17 protein-coding genes are annotated in these 19,889 nt (G+C 44.8%); 2 read left to right on the top strand and 15 right to left on the bottom strand.

Annotation, left to right across the window (positions count from 1 at the left end; genetic code table 11):
• Positions 1–7: 7 nt before the first annotated feature.
• The 15 genes from G519_RS51510 to G519_RS0138635 form a co-directional block, all read right to left on the bottom strand.
• Positions 8–604: a phosphoheptose isomerase family protein gene (locus G519_RS51510; RefSeq protein WP_029199086.1), complete on the bottom strand. Its 597-nt coding sequence runs from the start codon at positions 602–604 to the stop codon at positions 8–10.
• Positions 582–737, bottom strand: coding sequence for a hypothetical protein (locus G519_RS50975; protein WP_154669674.1), 156 nt, complete (start codon positions 735–737; stop codon positions 582–584). Before G519_RS50975 ends, G519_RS51510 begins: the two co-directional genes overlap by 23 nt.
• 17 nt (positions 738–754) lie before the next feature.
• Positions 755–1,942 (bottom strand): CaiB/BaiF CoA transferase family protein, encoded by a 1,188-nt coding sequence (locus tag G519_RS0138695; protein WP_029199085.1) that lies wholly within the window; start codon positions 1,940–1,942, stop codon positions 755–757.
• Between the two features lie 136 nt (positions 1,943–2,078).
• A complete protein-coding gene (locus G519_RS0138690) occupies positions 2,079–2,867 on the bottom strand; it encodes an SDR family NAD(P)-dependent oxidoreductase (RefSeq protein WP_029199084.1) in 789 nt (262 codons plus the stop codon).
• Positions 2,868–3,021: 154 nt separating this feature from the next.
• Positions 3,022–4,611 (bottom strand): response regulator, encoded by a 1,590-nt coding sequence (locus G519_RS0138685; RefSeq protein WP_029199083.1) that lies wholly within the window; start codon positions 4,609–4,611, stop codon positions 3,022–3,024.
• The gene (locus G519_RS0138680) at positions 4,604–6,406 is read right to left on the bottom strand and encodes a cache domain-containing sensor histidine kinase (RefSeq protein ID WP_029199082.1); all 1,803 of its coding nucleotides are present in this window, start codon (positions 6,404–6,406) and stop codon (positions 4,604–4,606) included. The genes G519_RS0138685 and G519_RS0138680 overlap by 8 nt, the downstream gene beginning before the upstream one ends.
• Before the next feature lie 43 nt (positions 6,407–6,449).
• On the bottom strand, positions 6,450–7,280 hold the full coding sequence (locus tag G519_RS0138675) for a carbohydrate ABC transporter permease (protein ID WP_029199081.1): 831 nt from the start codon (positions 7,278–7,280) through the stop codon (positions 6,450–6,452).
• A 13-nt stretch (positions 7,281–7,293) separates the two neighbouring features.
• Complete coding sequence (locus G519_RS0138670; protein WP_029199080.1) at positions 7,294–8,169, bottom strand: carbohydrate ABC transporter permease; 876 nt, start codon at positions 8,167–8,169, stop codon at positions 7,294–7,296.
• Between the two features lie 193 nt (positions 8,170–8,362).
• Positions 8,363–9,652 (bottom strand): ABC transporter substrate-binding protein, encoded by a 1,290-nt coding sequence (locus G519_RS0138665; protein ID WP_029199079.1) that lies wholly within the window; start codon positions 9,650–9,652, stop codon positions 8,363–8,365.
• 129 nt (positions 9,653–9,781) lie between these two features.
• Complete coding sequence (locus G519_RS46775) at positions 9,782–10,756, bottom strand: aldose 1-epimerase (protein WP_161632989.1); 975 nt, start codon at positions 10,754–10,756, stop codon at positions 9,782–9,784.
• Between the two features lie 17 nt (positions 10,757–10,773).
• Positions 10,774–11,922, bottom strand: a complete 1,149-nt coding sequence (locus tag G519_RS0138655) for an ABC transporter substrate-binding protein (protein WP_029199078.1) — start codon at positions 11,920–11,922, stop codon at positions 10,774–10,776.
• A 42-nt stretch (positions 11,923–11,964) separates the two neighbouring features.
• Positions 11,965–12,774 (bottom strand): enoyl-CoA hydratase/isomerase family protein, encoded by an 810-nt coding sequence (locus G519_RS0138650; protein WP_051254106.1) that lies wholly within the window; start codon positions 12,772–12,774, stop codon positions 11,965–11,967.
• Positions 12,775–12,779: 5 nt separating this feature from the next.
• On the bottom strand, positions 12,780–14,465 hold the full coding sequence (locus G519_RS0138645) for a substrate-binding domain-containing protein (protein WP_029199076.1): 1,686 nt from the start codon (positions 14,463–14,465) through the stop codon (positions 12,780–12,782).
• A 205-nt stretch (positions 14,466–14,670) separates the two neighbouring features.
• Positions 14,671–15,858 (bottom strand): benzoate/H(+) symporter BenE family transporter, encoded by a 1,188-nt coding sequence (locus tag G519_RS46770; protein WP_084160548.1) that lies wholly within the window; start codon positions 15,856–15,858, stop codon positions 14,671–14,673.
• Positions 15,859–15,997: 139 nt separating this feature from the next.
• Positions 15,998–16,825: a LysR family transcriptional regulator gene (locus G519_RS0138635; RefSeq protein ID WP_029199075.1), complete on the bottom strand. Its 828-nt coding sequence runs from the start codon at positions 16,823–16,825 to the stop codon at positions 15,998–16,000.
• A 115-nt stretch (positions 16,826–16,940) separates the two neighbouring features.
• On the opposite strand from G519_RS0138635, the gene G519_RS0138630 reads away from it, so the two are divergent.
• Together G519_RS0138630 and pdxR are read left to right on the top strand one after the other, a co-directional pair.
• The gene (locus G519_RS0138630; RefSeq protein ID WP_029199074.1) at positions 16,941–18,173 is read left to right on the top strand and encodes a cysteine desulfurase; all 1,233 of its coding nucleotides are present in this window, start codon (positions 16,941–16,943) and stop codon (positions 18,171–18,173) included.
• 227 nt (positions 18,174–18,400) lie between these two features.
• Positions 18,401–19,843 (top strand): MocR-like pyridoxine biosynthesis transcription factor PdxR, encoded by a 1,443-nt coding sequence (pdxR, locus tag G519_RS0138625; RefSeq protein ID WP_029199073.1) that lies wholly within the window; start codon positions 18,401–18,403, stop codon positions 19,841–19,843.
• The last annotated feature ends 46 nt before the right edge of the window (positions 19,844–19,889 follow it).

Genomic DNA, 19,889 nt, shown 5'->3' with positions numbered 1-19,889 from the left:
CTTCAAACTATTCTTTTCCCGTCACTTTGCCAACGAGTTTAGCTTCACCAGCAACAAGACCTTTTCTATGAGACATTTCGAGCGCAATCAGTTGTACAAAGAATACATAAATAATAGGACTTATAAATTCATTGAAAGCATCAACTAGTGTAATTGAACTAACAGTTGGATGTGTGATAGCTCTGTTGGAGATATAAACGACTTGCCCGCCTTGATCAGCAATTTCCCTAGCGAAAGCTTCGTTCGCTTCATAAGAAGGACCTGGCGGATTAAAGAAAATACACTGAAACTTTTCAGCCACCAGTTCAAAACGTCCATGACGGAACTGTGCCACGGATAAAGATTCCGTGAACATTCTTGCCGTCTCTTTGAGCAGCAAACCGTCGTAATCAGCTGTTGTCACGCTGGGGCCTCGCCCCATAAATTCCTGCATCCAACGACTATCTGTATTCAAATCAATGCCCCATGCATCAGCAAAATTCAAATAAAAAGTGTCTACAGATGAAAAAGGAACCTCATCATTCTTTCCGTCACCGTTCGGATCCTTTTCTATAAATGCCTTCAGCACCATGTGCCAGTCATCAATCGTTTCCGGAACCGGCAAGCCTAATTTCTGCAACCAGTCTTGACGGATCAGTGAACCCTTCTTGTTCCAAGAATACGACGAACTTCTCCCCTTTCAGTTCTATGCGAATCTGATCGATATCCATTCCCCATCCATCCGTTACCGTATTCATCCATATTTACGGCTTATTTAAATAACTCCATCCTGCTTCATTACGTTAATCGCATCTTCTGAATACCCGAGCCCTCTCAGAATTTCTTCGTTATGTTCGCCGATTAATGGCGGATGAGAGCGGATGTCGCCGGGTGTCTCGCTGAATTTAACAGGTATATTGACCGTGCGCACTTCGCCGGCAGTCGGATGGGAGTAGGAAGTGAATGCGTCTAGATGGACAGCTTGAGGATCCGTCTCGACCTCGAGATGAGTCTTTACTTCGGATACCCACATGTCTTTTTCCAGCATCTTTTCTACCCAATAAGCTGTTGTTTGCTTCACCACGCTGGCTTGAATGCGGAAGAACACTTCATCTCGTTTATCATACAGCGTATCTGGATTATCGTATTCGATAAGCCCTTCGTCGCCAAGTACTTCCGCGAGCAGTGGAATGGGATTCACGGATATGCACATGTAGCCGTCCGCCGTCTGATAAATGCCAAACGGCGCCGATTGTCCAGGATGGGCGATGCCTGATTGCGGACGTTCAAACAATTTGCCTGAGTTCAGCGTGACAGCAAACTCTTGAAGCTGATGAGTCAACAAGCATTGGTACAGGTTGATCTCCAGCTTCTGTCCTTTACCTGTTTTCTCACGGTAATATAACGATGAAAGCAGGCCATAGACGATGTTATAGGCCCCTAGCTGATCTGCAATACCGGTACCTAACGGGATCGGTGGGGCATCCTTGCGTCCAGTTAGCGTGGTCAATCCGCTTAATGCCTGAATCATTAGATCTTGCCCCGGACGATTGACGTACGGTCCATCTTGCCCGTATCCCGTGCTTGAGCAATAAATGATGCTCGGGTTGATTTTTTTCAAATCTTCATAACCAAAGCCCAGCTTTGCCATAACGCCTGGGCGGAAGTTTTCGACGACGATATCACATTCTTCTACCAGTTTATAAATAATTTCTTTGGCTTCCTGTGATTTCAAGTCGAGCGCTAGGGATCGTTTATTTCGATTAAAAGCCATATAGCAAGGGGATTCCGTGCCCCCGACCCAATATTTCAAGAACGTCCACGCGCGGTAGCTATCCCCTGATCCTTTTCGTTCAACCTTGATCACATCCGCGCCTAAATCTCCAAGCATTTGTGTCGCGAATGGTCCCTGCAGCAAGTGTGTAAAATCCAGTACTTTGATGTCAGCAAGTGCTCTATCCATCCTTCATCTCTCCTCGAAAATAAGTTATATCTTAATCACTTCATAATGATACCGCTTACAACCCTCGTCACTTTGACTCACTTAGAATCTAAAAGATATCCTATTTGTCAGTACATTGGGGATATCGTCTGGCTTATTATTCTCCCCGAACCGATTGTCCACCGTCCGCTACAAAAGTTTGCCCAGTAATGAACGATGCTGCATCACTGCTCAGGAAGAGCACCAAATCCGCTACTTCGCCGGGTTGTCCGAAACGGCCAATGGGATGTGCGCGATTCCATGTATCTATTAGAGACTGTGGATCATCAACTTCATCGAAAATCTTCTCGTTCATCGGCGTCATGATTGTGCCTGGGGCTACTGCGTTCACGCGAATACCTCTTGACGCGTACTCAATCGCGATTTGCCTAGTCATAGCGAGGATTCCACCCTTCGATGCGGCATATCCCGCCCATCCAAGAAAACCATTAATCGCCTGCGTCGAGCTGCAGTTGACAATTACGCCTTTACCCTGCTTAAGCATATAGGGTAAAGCGTATTTGCTGCCCCGGAATACACCGCCGAGGTTAATGTTAATAACGCGCTGCCACGCTTCCTCACTCATAGCTGCTGCTTCTCCTGGAATTGCCACACCTGCATTATTGTATAAGATGTCAATCCGACCCTGCCAAGAGAAAGCCTCCTCCATTAAATGCTTGACATCTTCATCCCTGCCTACGTCCGTTTTTACAAAACGGGCTTGCTTGCCTTCGGAAACCAATTGCTCTTCTAGCTGCTTCCCTTTATCCTCGTTAAAGTCCGCGATAAGAACGGCGGCTCCGGCCTCGGCAAATTTCCTCACGGTTGCTTCACCGATTCCCATGGCTCCTCCGGTGACAACAGCAGTTTGGCCGGTAAAATCAAATTGAACATTTGGCGATTGCATGATTTTCTCTCCTCTCGCTGCACCTTAGTTCGACTGAATGAACTATCTTCTTGTTTTTCATTATATGATACCGATTTAGTCTTTTAAATATGGCTAATACGAATTATCAGTTCGCATATACGAATTTTACAGCAAGCTAACCGACAAGTATCTTTCATAGGCTTCGATAATCTGCCGGAGTGAGGTTGGTGATATTTTTAAATATTTTATTAAAATATTTAACATCGGTATATCCAACCGCCTCGCTAATCTCATACACCTTCATATGCGTTGTCTTGAGCAGCTCCTTCGCTTTATCCACCCTTAATTGCATCAGGTACTTGGTGAAAATCTGGCCGATCTCTTCCTTAAACAACCGACTCAGGTAGGACGGATTCATATAAAACTGTTCGGACAGAGCCTGAAGCGTAAGTTCATCGCTATAATGCTTGTCGATAAAAAGCAAAATATCGGAGATGAGCTTGCTTCTTTTATGGCTTCTTTTTTCCACTGTATCTTGGATGGTTTGAATGAATTCTGCTGTCAGAACGGCTTGAATCTCATCGATCGTATCCAAGGTACGCAGTCTATTCAGGAAATCATCTTGCGCAGCTTTATCCACCAATTCAGCCTGGGCATTTTGCTTTTTTTCCCAGATGATCTGCGTCATTAACCATACAATTTGATCCACGTGCTGCTCAGGAATTTGCTTGCGGCGTATTTCGTCAAATACCCCTTCCAGAACAGACTGCATCTCTTCGATACTGCCCATAATGACAGAATAGTGCAGACGCTGCTGAAGTTCCCGATGAAACAACTGGCGATCCTCTTGAAATTGAATGCTTTCGAAGAAAAAGCTTTGATCCTTGCCCATATACATTTTCATTTTCAAAGAATTTACCGCTTCCAAATAAGCCTTAAAGGCGTCGTCTAACGAGCTATGCTTCGAACTGATCCCGATCGATACGGTCACTTTCATGTATTTTTTAATATTTTGGCGGATGCTGCAGAGCAAATCTTCCATCTCGGATTCCGTTTGATGGCCACCTGCCCATACCACTAATCTTTGATCGATCGCGAACAAATAAAAATCCTGGCCGCTATCGACCAGATGCTCATCCACAATATTGCGGATGCCATATTTCAGAAGCTCCATATCCCGCTCATTGTAGCGCTCCATAAGCACATAAAGCTGATCAAGCTCCATTAAGTAGACGACATAGGTTTTCGCTTCCCAAATAATTTCCATTTCCACACATTTTTCCCGAATAAGAGTAGGCGTCGTTATTCTACCGGAAAACCACGAGGCCAAAAATTGCTCCTGGAGCAGAGAACGGCCTTGTTTCCATTTGGATTGTTCCATGACCGTCCGGTACATTTCGAGCTGCTTCTGACTTTTCGCATGTGTCATTTTATAAAACAGCTGCATCAATTCTTCATCTCGAATCGGTTTTAATAAATAGTCATAAGCACCTAAACGCATGGCGGTTCTGACATAATTAAATTCATCGAATCCGCTCAGCATGACCACTTCGGTCTCCGGGCTCACTTCCTTCACTTTAGCGAGCAGTTCAAGCCCATCCATAACAGGCATCCGGATATCAGAAAGGAGAAAATCGATCTTCTCCGATTCAAGGATCTCCAGTGCTTCCTGTCCGTTCTTAGCTCCCCAGATTTGAGTAATGCCGCATTGCTCCCAATAGCTCGCACCAACAAGCAGCTCCCGCATCCAACCTTCATCTTCCGCAATAAGTAAGCTATACAAGGTCATCCCTCCTGTGATAAGCCGGTAAATAAACCTCTATAGTCGTCCCTTTGTTTAGCTGGCTGAATATTTCTAATCCATAGCCTTCTCCATAATAATGCTTGATTCGTTGATCCACATTGCTTAAAGCAAACAGCTCCGATGAGGAGCCTCCACCTGATTTCAGATGTTCCCTGATTTCCTCCAGCCTTTGCGTCGTCATGCCAAGCCCGTCATCACTGACTACGAATACAACGCTCTCGTCCAGCTGATAGCCGGTAATGGATATCGCTCCTTTGCCGCCCTTCATCTCAACGCCATGAATGATCGCATTCTCTACCAAGGGCTGCAGCAGCAGCTTGAGAATCGGCATATCCATTAATTCATCTTCCACATCGATGGAGACCTCGAATTTATCGCGGTAACGAATCTTTTGGATCTTTAAATAATTATCAATGTGATCCAACATTTCTTTCACCGTTATCCAATCATCACCCTTTAAGCTATGTCTAAAAAAGTGCGATAAAGCGTAAGCCATATCCGTCACTTCGTGGACGCCATGCAGCTTGGCAATGGAATAGATCGAATTTAAGGTATTATATAAAAAGTGAGGATTCATGCGAGATTGCATTAATTTAAGTTCAAACTCTTGCTTGAGCAGCTTTTCCTGGTATAAATTTTTGATCAGCTGTTGAATATTACGTATCATCGCGTTGAAGCCCAGAAAGAGGATGCCAAATTCATCTTTTCGTTGTTCAATGATTTGGTAATCGAAGTCTTTCTTATCCACCGTTTGTTTCATCGCTTTAAGCAATCGGAACATGGGATTATAGATGCTTTTCATAAATAAGTACGCAAGCAGCATAGCGGCGAGGGCCGCTAACAAATCAAGAACGATAACGCCGTTGCGAAGATTCGTAATTTCCTTATTCCAATCTTCTCTGGGCACGAAGTTCACGTATTTAAAACCCGTTTTTTCCGAGGTTCGGAACACCACAAGCACTTCTCTCCCTGCAAAATTCTCAGAGAAGCTGCCTTCCTTCTCACTCGTGATCCGGTCCAGCTGCTTGATCATGGACGGCTGTTCACCAAACTCAACGGAGAATAACTTGTTTTTATCTATATTGGTTTGAACGATACTTCTACCATCTTTGGTCAGTATCAAGGTTTTCAGACCATTATCTGTCTTATTCAGGTTTTTAATATACTCGGATATCGTACTTTCACTCACATGTACAAACAAAATATTTTTACGAATACCGCTTTCGGAAGGATCTAGAGAGATTGGATACGTAATATAGTTAGGCCTTGCCGTTAGGTAGGTCGAAGAGGGCCATTTTTCAAGAAACCATCTCGGCGCTCCTCCTTCTTCTGCGATTAGCTTTTCAATATGGTTCATTTCCTCATTCGGGTAGAAGAACATATTTTTCTCTGAAGTCAGCAGCATCCGGTTTATGCTGTTATATAGACTGATCGAATAGATGTTTTGGCCTGATATTTCCATCCCTTTAAGATCACTCATGATCTGATTGAGCTTGTTCAAATCTTCGTAATCGCTCAGATGAATCTCCCTTTCCAGGAACTCGCGATTCTTGGTATTGACAAGAAAAGGAGTAGCCACGAAACGCGACTGCTCCAATACATTTTCTATACTAGTTTCAATCATGAGCAGTGTCGTTGAAACGGATTCGCTGATTTTCTCCTCGATGATGTGCGTTGAGTTTTGATAAAAGAAATAGGAAACAACAAGCATTGGAACAATAATGAGAATGAGAAAGTAAACCGTTAATTTAAACCGCAAACTATGAATATTCACGTGGATATTCCCCCTCAAGTTGCCCATGCTGTCCTATCTTCATTTAACCTTTTGTTGCTCCTTCCGTCAATCCGGCGATCAATTGTTTTTGAATAAACATGAACAGGATAAATACGGGAATCGAAATTAAGATGGATGCGGCCATCATCGTACCCCAATTGGTTTCATATTGACCTTTAAAATCCATAATCCCTACCGGTAAGGTCCGGTTCTCAGGCTTGCTCATAAATACCAGGGAGAATAGGAATTCCTGCCACGTAATTAAAAACACATACGCAGCTGTAGCGCCTATACCCGGTCTTAGAAGTGGAACCACTACTTTGAAAAAGGCCTTCAGTTTACTAGCCCCTTCCATCATAGCCGCCTCTTCCATATCCATCGGAATGTTAAGAAGAAAGCTTCGCAGCAGCCAAACGGCTACGGGAACCGTAAATGCCATGTAGGCGAGAATTAATCCGGCAAACGAATTCAGCAAGCCCAAGCTGCCAACCAGCTTGTACAGCGGAACCACAATAGCGCTTAAACAGAACATTTGACTAACTAGAATGACATTCAGGAAAAATCGTCTGCCGGGAAATTCAAGCCGTGTAAAGCTGTACGCAGCCAGAACAGAGATGATGATAACAAGCACACAAGTAATGATAGAAATGAGTAAACTATTCATAAAATACCGCACGAACTCCTTATAATGCAAGGCAGCCGCGAAATTTTCAAAAGTAATCTGATTCGGAATCCACTGCGGCGGGATCGTGAACTGCGCGTCCGGTGCCTTGAGTGAAGTCGACAGCATTTGGATAAAAGGAAAAAGGACAAAAAACAATAAAGCCATGATACCGATAAAGAACAAAAATCGTGACAACCACATCTTGCTCATGCACTATTACCTCCTAATTCTTTTCGGTTTTGTTCATTTGCCGGATTAATACCAAGCTGATAAGCAGGACAAACACAAAGCTGATGGTAGCAACCCGTGAAGCTTCACCGAAATTGAAATTACGGAAGCTGAGCTCGTATATATAGGTCGGGGCAATATGCGTGGAGCGAATCGGTCCGCCGCCCGTGAGTACATAAATCATTTCAAAATAATTGAATGTCCATATGGAAACTAATAATACGACCGTCTTTAAAACACCCGAAATCGAGGGCAGCGTAATGTAAAAAAATTGCTTGATTCGATCCGCGCCGTCAATTTTGGCTGCTTCGTACTGTTCTTGTGAGACACCTTGCAAAGCTGCCGATATCATCAGCATAGGAAATGGGAAACCCTTCCATATGGCTGCCAAAATCACTGAGAACATCGCAAGCCCGGGTGTACCCAGCCAGTCTGTGGAATGGTAACCAAATCCCAGTTTCCCGATCAAGGAATTCATAAAGCCAAATTGTGAATCGTAGATCAATCTCCACGTCAGTGCAGCGACTACCCCTGGAAGAACCCACGGAAGTAAGACTAAGGCCCGAACTAGCCATCGCAGCGGAAACTTTTGATTAAGCGCAATGGCAACCAGGAGTCCGATGATCACTTGAAAGCCAGCAACGCAAATGGTCCATACGATGGAATGCTTGGTCACATTCCACATCTCGCCATCTGCCCAAGATTCCACATAACCTCTGAAGCCTATCCATGTAGGGTCTCCATGTGTTAAATCCGTATCTTGCAACGACAGCTGCAGCGTATACAATAAAGGAATAAATAGTAGAACAATTAAGAGCAGAACAGCAGGGCTGATCAGCATATATCCCCAGAACGTCGAGCGTGTTCTCATTTCCCCGCACCCTTCCTTTCATAAGTCTCTCTAGCAAGGATAAACGACTCCGTCGCCCTTAAGGGACGAACGCGTTTGTCAAGGTAGATGCGAAGCAAAAGTATAAAACTTATACTTTCATATCTACTAAAAAAACACTGCAAGAGATATAAGCATCCATTGCAGTGCTTTGTCTTAGAACCTCATTGTTTGTTTATTTATTCAGCAATTTATTAATTTTGTCTGCAGCTTCCTGTAACGCTTCTTTAGCATTCAATTTTCCTGTCATGACCTTTTGTGTAGCCTGCAGCTGAACATCTGCTATTTCCGGATAGTTCGCTACATTCGGACGATATGTTGCTGTGCTGAGCTGCTGGAAAATGACATCTGGGAATTTACGTTTTTGTTTCAAATACTCACTGGCCGCTTTCTTGTTAGCTGGCGTCAGCATGGTGATTTCCTTTTGATTATCCAGATTTGTGGAGTATTTAATAAATTCCCAAGCCAAGTCTTTATGTTTGGACTGTGCGTTAATGGCTAGATTAAAGCCTCCAAAAGTACCGATCGATTGCCCGCCTTCCGGCTTAGGGAGATTGGCAACGCCATAGTTCAGGTTAGGGGAGCGTGTAGCAATCGTATCTTGGCCCCACTCGCCGTACATGGCCATAGCCGTTTGACCGCTTGTGAACAAAGTCATCGCATCTTCTTCGTTTTTGCCTACACTGCCCGGAGGACTGATTTTGCTCATCCCAGCCCAGAAATCAAGTGCTTTTACGCCCGCATCCTCATTAATTAAAGTCTTCTTGCCGGACTCATCCAGCAGCTTGCCTCCTCCGGCTACCGTGAAAGCATCTACCAAGCATTGAACCGATTCACTGCTGCCAGCCCAGTTGGAAGTACCGAATTTCCCATTGGCTGTCAGCTTCGTTCCAGCATCCATAAATTCTTTCCAGGTTACCGGCGGTTTCTCTGGGTCAAGACCTGCTGCTTTAAACATATCCTTGTTATAATACAGCACTCCCCACACGCCTACATCAAAAGGAATCGCATACATTTTATTTTGATAAGAGCCTGCTCCCCAAGCTCCCTTGAAGTAATCATCCGCTTTGATGTCCGATTTACCCAAGTAATCATCCACTGGAATCACATATTTGGCAGCCGCATATTGAGCTACCCATATCTGATCCAGCAGCAAGACATCCGGACCTTCACTACCGGCAACGGCTGCCAGCATTTTATCCTTTAATTGAATATAGGGAAAGGAAGTAATTTGAACTTCCGTATTGAACTTTTCTTCAAAGGATTTAGCTGCTTTCTTCTGAGCTTCTTGGATATTTACATCCGCTTGCTGCAGCGTCCAAATCGAGATTTTTTGTTTTTGCGCCGGCTTGGACGCTGCATTGGTTGCTGATGCACTTTCTTGAGGTTTTGCACCGCTCGCACAGCCGGATACAATCAGTGACAAAGCAAAGGTACCCGCTAATAGTTTCGTAAGCCTTTTCATATTCAATCTCCCCTTTTTGTGTGAATAAGTCTTTCGTACGACTTACTGCTAATTATAATCAGGCTCGAATTGAATAAATATCCGTCTACTTCTACTTTTCTTCGACTATTTTGACTACTTTCCGTTTTCTTAGACCAGATCCAAGCCCATCTTCCAATAAAATGTAAATTTTTCACCACTTCGCAATTCATTTACTCCAGTAAACTCAAGGGGAAGATCCGTATTAAACGCATCGGTAATGGACGTATATGGCTCTAAGGAAACAGCATCCATCCATGTTGGTTTAAACACAATCATAAACTGAAATTTCGGATCAAACTCATAGTTCAGCTTGAGCCCCTTTTCAGGAAATAGCAAGCTGCATGTTGTCTCTCCCTGTTTCAGCTTCAGCATCATATGGTCAGCATCTGCCGGAAGGTCATCTAGTTGCATACCCATGGACAAGTGTTCACATATCGCCGTAGCCTTTGGCAAGCCTAATACGAAGCCCTCCGGCTCAACCTCGTACCGCTCTGCCGCCGGCACAACGATACGAAGAGAGGCAGCATCCTCCTGTTTGAAAGCGAAATAAGGATGAAATCCCAAACCAAAAGGCGCTGACTCGGAGCCCTCGTTGGTTATTTCTCCATGCAGGCGCAGCTGCCCCTCCAGCAGCGAATACGTAAACCGAAAGCGAAGGGGATGCGGATAATAGCTGAGCAATTTCGGATGTTCCTCATAGGCGAATTCGGAGGTTACGAACGCGCCGAGCTGTTCATTCACGCCCCATTCCGTCACTTTCCACGGGAGATAGCGGATCTCTCCGTGGAGATGATGGCCCCCTTCATGAAGCGGCATCTGATAGGATTTTCCTGCAAAAGTAAACCATCCGTTGCGAATCCGGCTTGGCGGAAATAGAATAGGTACACCGAACTCGGATGAATGTTCCGAAAGAGAGATTAGCTCTGGGGGGCCGGCAATGATCTCATGACCCGCCAACGAATATCGAATTAAATTATTCCCAACCGCCGGGATGATATCAACCTCTGCCTTCATGCTATGATCCAGCAAGCGAATGACTCGGCCTCCTGGCGTATCAAGCTGGGTAACTTCATACTGCTGCATATTCATTCTCCCTTCTCTTAACGATCCGCCTTGCATGCTTTGAACCATTCATTCATTCTAGCTATCGTATCACGGGGTGAACTTCCTTGAAGCAAATCTTCATGCAGCAGCACACCTGCTCGTTCTTGAAAAAGAGGAAAGCTTCCATGGCGTGGACGCATATAAGCCCGATCAAGCGTCTCCAGCGTATTGGCAAAAAAGTCATTCGTTTTGCGATTAACATCTGCATCGATCCAGGCTTGACGGTGACCCGGCTGTCCGGAGTTATCCACATAAGCTGTTTGTTGAATAACACCGCTGGCTGTAAACTTGGCATACTCGACTGCAAGAGGAATATGTGGAGACAAAGCAGACACGGCCATCCCGACGCCGCCTAGAATACTTCCATGAGGTCTTCCATCGTGTGATGGAATATTCGTAAAGTGGACAAGCTTACGCGCAAATCCGCTCCGCGAATAATTCGAATACCCGAACAGCAAGGGAATATAGGCAATCTCATCCGAAGCCGACATCTGATCGAGCATTTGGATGGGATTGAAGTCTAGTGACTTCGGATGGAGAAAAGGCAGCAGCTGTTGTAGAAGAGCTACGGCAGCTTCACCTGCCTCCGGATCGATCCCATTCGTTTCATCGATAAACTCGCCGCCAGCGATATTGGCGCATATCGAGATCAAACTGCACATGGCATCTGTAGGACATAACGGAAACCCTACCTTGCGCCCGTTCGGGAGTGTCGACGCCAGTTCCAGCACTTGATTCCATTTGCTTGGTACTGGTCGGCCATCCATTAAATCAGGACGGTAAGCCGATACCTGAGCGGCAGCATCTACAGCTAAAGCCCATTGATGCCCCTCCCAATAGTAGCTTTGGGCACTTGGCCCGACGCTTTGCATCTTCTGATCACACAGAAAGTCGGAAGCTATCCACTCATCCAGAGGCACCAGCACTCCCTGCGTACTTGAAATGCCCACATGAGGATGATCGATCATAATAATGTCGTATTCAGCCGCCAGCTTATCAACGGGATAGTCCCCAAAATCCTTTAAGGATCTGCGATCCCATCGGATCTGAACTTCGGGATGCAAGAGCTGAAACTGCTCTGACGTTGCCTCCAGCGGACCATAGCCCCTTACATGGTTCCAGGTCATTCCTTTAAGCTCTATCAATTGAACTCCTCCACTTCCATAAATGATTTTAACGTTCAGAATCTATTTCCCCGTAAAAACCGGCGGACGCTTGGCCACAAACGCAGCTATCCCTTCCTTGGCATCATCCGAATGAAACAAATTCGCTAGAAATGCACGATCATATGCCTGCGCAGTCTCCAAGCTAGCGTCTCTTCCTTCTTGAACCAGCTTCTTCAGAATTTGAATGGCTAGCGGAGCTTGCTCAGCAATCGCGGTAGCCATTTCTAGCGCTGATTTCAGCAGTTCCTCCGGCTCTACCACTTGATTGACAAATCTCAAATCGCGCCCCTCATCCGCAGGAATGAACCTGCCAGTCATCAGCAGCTCTTTGGCCACGAACGAGCCCACGATTCGTGAAATCTTCTGAATCCCTCCGCCTCCGGGGATCAGACCCAGCTTCACCTCCGGCAATCCGAAACTGGCTTTACTTGAAGCCACCACCAGATCGCAAGCCAATGTCAGCTCGAATCCACCGCCTAATGCATATCCGTTAACAGCCGCGATGACGGGTTTACTGCAGGTTTCAACCGCCCGATACATCTCTCTTCCGATGTCTTGAAAAGCAAAGAACTGACCCATATCAAAGTCACTGTAGCCTTCAATATCGGCACCCGCCATAAATCCTTTGCCTGTACCTGTAAGCACTACGCAGCCGATATCTTCCAACTTATGAATCCGCTTAAAAATATCTGTGATTTCCCCCTGCATAACAGCGTTCATGGCGTTCAACTTTTCTTCGCGCTGAATTGTCACTATTAGCACACGATTTATTTGTTCACAGCGTAAATACGTATAGCTTGGAAACAGGCTCAATCCCTCTAAACTTGTCATTGATCTCATCCTCTCATTTTCCAATAATTTTCTAATTCTGCAATATTTGAGGCATCTATCAGACCGAACGGCACTTCCAATGCTTGTACTTCTTTGCCTGGGTAATCGTGCATCAGCCCTTTTTTCACCATCTCGGATGGAAGAGGTTCTTTATTCGCCATTGCAATCGCTACTCGTACCGCTTGTCTAGCGGCATCTGAAGGGTACTGAAACACCGTTGCATACTGTTCTCTCCCTTTGATTAAACGCACCGCGGACTCATCCCCATCACCGCCTACAACAAATATTTTTCCGTTCAGCTTGTGCTTTCGCAGCTCTTCAATGACGCCTTCTGCCATGTGGTCAGTGCCTGTAAGAATAGCGTCAAATTTAAAATCTTTCTCGAGCATTTCAGCGATAATTCCCTTGGCTTCTTCTTTACTCCAGAACAGGACGGGAATCGATAAGACAAGCTGCATACGGGGATGCTGTTTCAGCACGTGCATGTTGCCAAGTACGATATTACGGGCATTGTCGTTATAAGGATCTCCTTCCAAAATGAGGACCTTCCCCCTACCATTCAAACGTTCTGCAACAGCTTGCATTTGCATCACCCCCTGCTGAAAGCCATCTCCACCTACGTAGTAGTCCACATATCGGCTTCTCGAGGGCCTTTGAAAACAAAGTGCAGGAATCTCATGCTGGGCTGCCATACGGAAGATGACATCCGAATTTATGGCATTTACAGGAACAATCACAACAGAATCGGGTACTTGCCTAACCAGACACATTTCCAAATAAAGCTGCTGCTTCCATTCATCATCATGGCAGTTGGTTACTAGAAGCCCCATCTCTTTATGCGCACATTCCTTCTCAAAAACTTGCAAATATTCAATGGATTTTTGCGAACTCAAATTCGGGATACTGAAGTAAATGGTTTTTTTGCCGGCATCAATCTTTTTTACGTAACCTTCCTCATTCGCCTGCAAAGCTAGTTCCACCATACGAAATGCGGCTTCCCTTAGTCGATTGTAGGACATTTTACCGCTGTCCATATACATGGCGACTGCCGCGATAACTTCACCTTCCTCATCCATAATGGGAACAGCCATACTGTAGATACCTTTTTCGTGCTCTTCCGCTTCAAAAGCAAGCCCCACTGCCGAAACCTCTTGAATTTCCCGCCATAATTCCAACCATGAACTCATGCTTTTCGGTGTGAAGCTTTCAAAAGGCGCTGCTTCCCACAAAGCTTTTACCTCATCTTTTGTCCTGTTGCACAATAAGGCTTTCCCCATTGAGGTTGCATGACAAGGAAGTTGTATGGCATCAAGATCATGAGCGTTGGGAGAGGTTGTCCCTCCTTCTTGCTTGATCATGACGACCGAACTCCCAGAAAGAACCCCGATCTTCACTTTTTCCCCAAACTCCTCCACCAGCTGCCCCATAATTTGATAGGCTTTTTGGATATAAGGAGAGTGACGCATATAATGAGCTCCCAAAGATAAGACTCTTGAACCAAGAATGTACTTTTTGGCAATCGAATGATAATGGATATATTTCCTTGCAACCAATGTTTGCAATAGCTCATGTGCCGTACTTCTCGCGACCTGCATGTCATTCATGATTTCAGTAAACGATAACCCCTCAGAAGAATTAGATAAGATCTCCAACAAATCCAAAGCCCGATAGGCGGATTTTACCAATTTCAAGTACTTTCATCTCCTTGCTTAAAATTTCATATATACGAAATATCATCTTATACGGTTATTATAATCGAACTAACCTGAAATATAAGAGCGTGTTATTACATATTTTGTTCGTATATGCGAATTATAGGTAACCATCCTTATTTGAAATAAAAAAAGTGACAAGAAGTCCACTGGACCTTCTTATCACTCACCTTTTTGAGATGGCTTAGGTCTGCTCACCTCGTACAATTCTCTTATTGAACTTTCCTTCACCAAAAATTTGAGCCGAAAGTATCCCTACCAACAAAGACCATACAGGAGAGGATACCCCAATAAATGAGACGTTTGAAATCGCGATTAGAAAGGCAAACAAGGTCGAGTATCGATAAGACGACTCCGAGAACGCAGCTTGCATGCTATTTAACAATACAGCCAGGAGGGCAAATCCCGATAACATCGTAATAAAGGCGGAAGGGAGCATTTCGATAATCACAATGACTTTCCATGCAAATAAACCGAATAAAGTGACTAGTGCTCCAGAAACTAGTGCCGCACCTATCCGATTTTCTTTTGGCCCAGCTTCCTTACTGCTGCAGAGCGCGGTCATCATCCCCCCAATGTTCACGGCATGACCTCCAAAAAAGCCGGCAATAAGCGTGCCAATCCCTGAAAGTACAAGCGTCTGGTTAACTGGAGGCTGGTAATCATTCTTCTTCAAAGCAGCTAAAGCCACGGCAATATCGTTAGTCAAAATCAGAACGGCAATCGGAATCGCAATCGAGAAGAAACTGTGCATGGTGAAGGAAGGAATAATGATTTGAGGTAAGGCAAACTCAGCAGCCTCCGGTACTACCTGAAAATCATGCCCGATGACTAGCCCCAAGACCCCAAAAAGGATCACGCCTAGTAACGGAGGGATTGATTTCGAAATTTTGGGAGCGATAAAAAAACCTAAAATGGCCATTCCGCCAATAAGAGGTGAATCTTTTAACGCCGGAATGATATTCACCACATATTGAAGAACTAAGCCGGCTAGCATAGCATCAATAAAAGGCTTTGGGATGAAATCCAACGCTTTACTGAATAATCCCGTAAAGCCGAATACAGCGATAAGTCCACCCGCCATAATGAAACCGCCCGCCAATTCATTCAGCGTAAATTGATCGACAACCGTACTTAGAAAAGCAACAGCCGTGATCGAGTGTGCCCCGGCAAAAGGAATCTTGTATTTCCACGTCAATACCAAATTTAGAATACCGCCTAAGCAATAGACACAGAACAACCAGGAAATCAGATGCGAGCGGCTAAACCCAGCTGTTTCAGCACAATTTATGATCATAATAGCGCCACCCGTGCAGGCCATCAAAGATGACATAACACCGGTCGATAGGTTTTGTGTATTCAGAGCTGACATATACCTCCCCCATCTATCATTTCATTTTTTTCTATGAGAAGGGACTACTCATTTACATAATAGTAGCTTACCCTCATGGACAAGTAACCACCCAATTTAGAGATTTCTTTCCCAACCAATCCCGCCATTCTTTCTCGTCTCATCCGTTTTCACCACTCCTTAGATGATTCAAAAAATACCAAACGCTCTTGGACAGACGCTCGGCAGGCCGTGTAATAACACTCGCTACCACAGGTATTGGTGTGAACGTTGCCCAAGGCAGCAGCTTCCCATAAGATAACTCTAAACTAGCTGCTGATTCCAAGATCACTCCGTACCCCATCCCTTGCATGACAAATTGTTTAACGGTTTCAGTGGAATCGAGATGCATGATCTCCATATCCCATGTATCGGTTATGGGTATCGATACAACATCTCGAGGAACGATCATCTTTCGGCTATGAAATGACAACGAAGGTTGAATACCTATCAATCGCTCCTGTGCGAATGGCGTGACTCGAAATGAAAAATGGTCGTCTGGTGGTTGCAGCGTCATTCCGATATCAATGCTGCCCATTCTGACTAATCGCTCAATTTCCTCATCCGTTCTTGTTTGTAGTTCTACGGTGATATCGGAATAGGTTTGAGTAAACGAATACATGATTTTCGGTAATAAATAAGTGGCGACTACCTGGGAGGCAGCTACAATGATTTTGCCTCGATTCCCTAAGCGATATTCCTCCATTGCCCGATAAATCTGCCCTTCCAATGACAGCATGGACTCTGCATACTCCAACAGAGTAAATCCTGCATCCGTCACGACGATATCCCGGCCAACAACCGTAAACAGGGGAACTCCTACTTCCTGCTCTAAACGCTTGAGCTGCATGGAAATTGCAGGTTGGCTCACATAGGTTTCCTTGGCAACTTGAGTAATGCTCCCCTTTTTAATAACTTGCATGAACAAGGACAAGTGTTTCGTATTCATTAGCGCCCCCAGATATATAACTAAATTGTTATGCTTCCATAATTTTAATGATATTTGTATTATAGATCAAATCATGTCATTCTATAGTCATCTTTTGAAGGGAAGTGTTTTCTCCATGAATATCCAAGAAATAAGAGACCAATTTCCGATTTTAAAGCAGCAAGTAAATGGACATCCTTTGGTGTATTTAGATAGTTCGGCCACATCCCAGAAGCCCTACGCTGTCATCGAAGCGTTACAGGATTATTATACGAATTACAACTCCAACGTTCATCGCGGTGCACATACGTTAGGTTCATTAGCTACGGATGCATTTGAAAATGCTAGAGAAAAAGTCAAATCGTTTATTCATGCCAGGGAGTCGGCAGAGATCGTGTTTACTCGCGGAACTACCGCTTCATTAAATCTAGTCGCCCAATGTTATGTGAGAGAGTTCCTTCAAGAAGGCGATGAAATCTTAATCACCTTAATGGAGCATCACAGCAATCTCATCCCTTGGCAGCAGGCAGCTAAAAAAACGGGCGCAACGCTTCGCTATATTCCCATCCAACCTGATGGCACCATTCGCATAGAGGATGTCGAGGAAGCCATCACCTCGAAAACAAAGTTTGTATCCATAACCCATGTTTCCAACGTCATGGGAACTATTCATCCTGTAAAACAGATTGCGGCAATTGCCCACCGTCACGGGGCCGTGATTTGCGTTGATGCGGCTCAAAGTGCACCACACCTTCAGTTGGATGTTCAAGATTTGGATTGTGACTTTATGGCCTTTTCCGGTCATAAAATGGCGGGTCCTACCGGCATAGGGGTTCTGTATGGCAAGAAAGTCCTCTTGGAAAAAATGACGCCCTATGAATATGGCGGAGAAATGATTGATCACGTGGACTTATACGAATCAACATGGAAGGAGCTTCCTTGGAAGTTTGAAGGAGGAACGCCGAATATTGCAGGCGCGATCGGGCTTGGTGCCGCAATCGATTTCCTGCAACAAATCGGGTTAACTAACATTCGTCACCATGAGAATCAACTGGTCAACTATGCATTAGAGCAGCTTTCATTGATTGAAGAAATTTCGATCTATGGCCCAAGGAAGCCCGAACTAAGAAGCGGCTTAGTCACCTTTAATGTGTCAGACGTACATCCCCATGATCTCGCAACCGTTCTGGATTCAGAAGGAATTGCCATTCGAGCGGGCCATCACTGCTGCCAGCCTTTGATGAGATGGCTTAACGTTTCATCCACAGCTCGTGCGAGTTTTTATCTTTACAATACGGAAGAAGATATTGTTGCTCTCGTAAAGGGTTTAAAACGGGCAATATCTTATTTTAAATACGTATCTCAGTGATAATGATATGGAATAAAGGGGTTACTTCACAACCAATATCATGGAATATTTTCCAATAATTACGCAAATAATATTCAGGCCGTTTCTCCATTCTTGCCCATTTTATCCCAGCCATTATTAAAAGATTAGCGAGTTTGTCAAATATTCTACTTGAGAGTTCAACAACGAATTCATGAACTATATTATACTATGGAATACATTGATATTTCTCAAAGATGGTGGTATACATGCGCAAACCTGACCGAACGAGTAAAAAACCTCTCTATCAACAGATCTCAGATGAGATGGAGAGGAGTATTATACATGGCGAATATCCGCCTGGAAGTTTCTTGCCATCTGAACGTAAGCTAGCCGAACGACTGGAAGTAAACCGAAGCACCGTCGTGCAGGCCTATGAGGAGTTACGTGCAAGAGGGATAGTGGAAAGTATTAGCGGAAGCGGCACAATGGTCAGCAACCACATTTGGGGTATTAGGCCTAATTTAACACCTAATTGGCGTCAGTATGTCGAAGGCGGCACTTTTGCTCCCAATCTTCCGTATTTACGGCGGGTGCGTGAGGTTCTGCGTGAGCGAGAATCGATCATTGACTTTGCTAGTGGCGAGTTATCTGCCGACTTATTCCCCAATGAGGCGATTAAGCAAATAATGAGGGACATTCCTTTCGAAGCCTACTTAGGATATGACGATCCAAGTGGGTATTTGCCGCTCAGAGAAACACTTGTAGGTTTTTTGGAGGAAAGATTACGTATTCGAGCGACAGAAGCTTCCATTCTTATCACGTCCGGCTCACAGCAATCTCTGTATTTGATTATGCAATGTTTGTTAGCTCCCGGGGATGCGGTTGCCATTGAAGACCCGTCTTATTACTACTCCTTATCCATGTTCCAATCTGCCGGGCTCCGCATTTTTCGCTTACCCGTAAAGGAAAATGGCATCGACCCCGAAGACATTATGACCTTGTACCGTCAACATCGCATTCGTATGATTTTTTTGAATCCGAACTATCAGAATCCGACAGGGACGTTCCTTCATGCCTCTAAAAGAGAAGCTTTGCTGAAGATCGCTGCTGAACTCGGTATCCCTATCGTAGAAGATGATCCTTTCAGCCTTACTTCCTTTGATCATTCTCCTCCAGATACGTTGAAATCCATCGATACTCACGGCTCTGTACTCTATGTCGGTTCCTTATCCAAGATTGCAGCTTCAGGATTACGGATCGGTTGGTTGGTAGCTCCACAGGCTGTTGTACAACGATTAGCAGATGCACGCCAGCAAATGGACTTCGGCCTAAGCATTGTCCCCCAGTGGCTAGCTAATAAATTTCTGGGATCGGAATTGTTTGATCAACATTCGCATTTCCTAAGAGACTCCCTTTCTCTGAAGCAGCATCTCATGATCCGGTCCCTTCAACAAGAACTACCCGATCAACTCAGCTTTACCCCAGTTCGAGGAGGTCTAAATATATGGTGTAAGATCAAGGACAAGCTTGACGATCAGAAGCTATTGGAGGAAGCGATCAAACGAGGGGTTGTGTTTATGCCGGGAACCGTATTTGGCTCTGAGCCTGGACATCTGCGATTAAGCTTTGCTCGTCCCTCTACGGATGAGATCGCTCCTGGTATATCCAAACTAGCTCAGGCATTTCATGCATTAACACAGAAATGTTAATAGGATTGTGGGAGCTGCCCTTCGCTAATTACATAGGAAGGTCAGC

The organism is Paenibacillus alginolyticus DSM 5050 = NBRC 15375 (assembly GCF_000422905.1).
Taxonomy (GTDB): Bacteria; Bacillota; Bacilli; order Paenibacillales; family NBRC-103111; genus Paenibacillus_E; species Paenibacillus_E alginolyticus.
The sequence above is the reverse complement of the archived record's forward strand: the minus strand, read 5'-3'. Positions and strand labels throughout refer to the sequence as shown.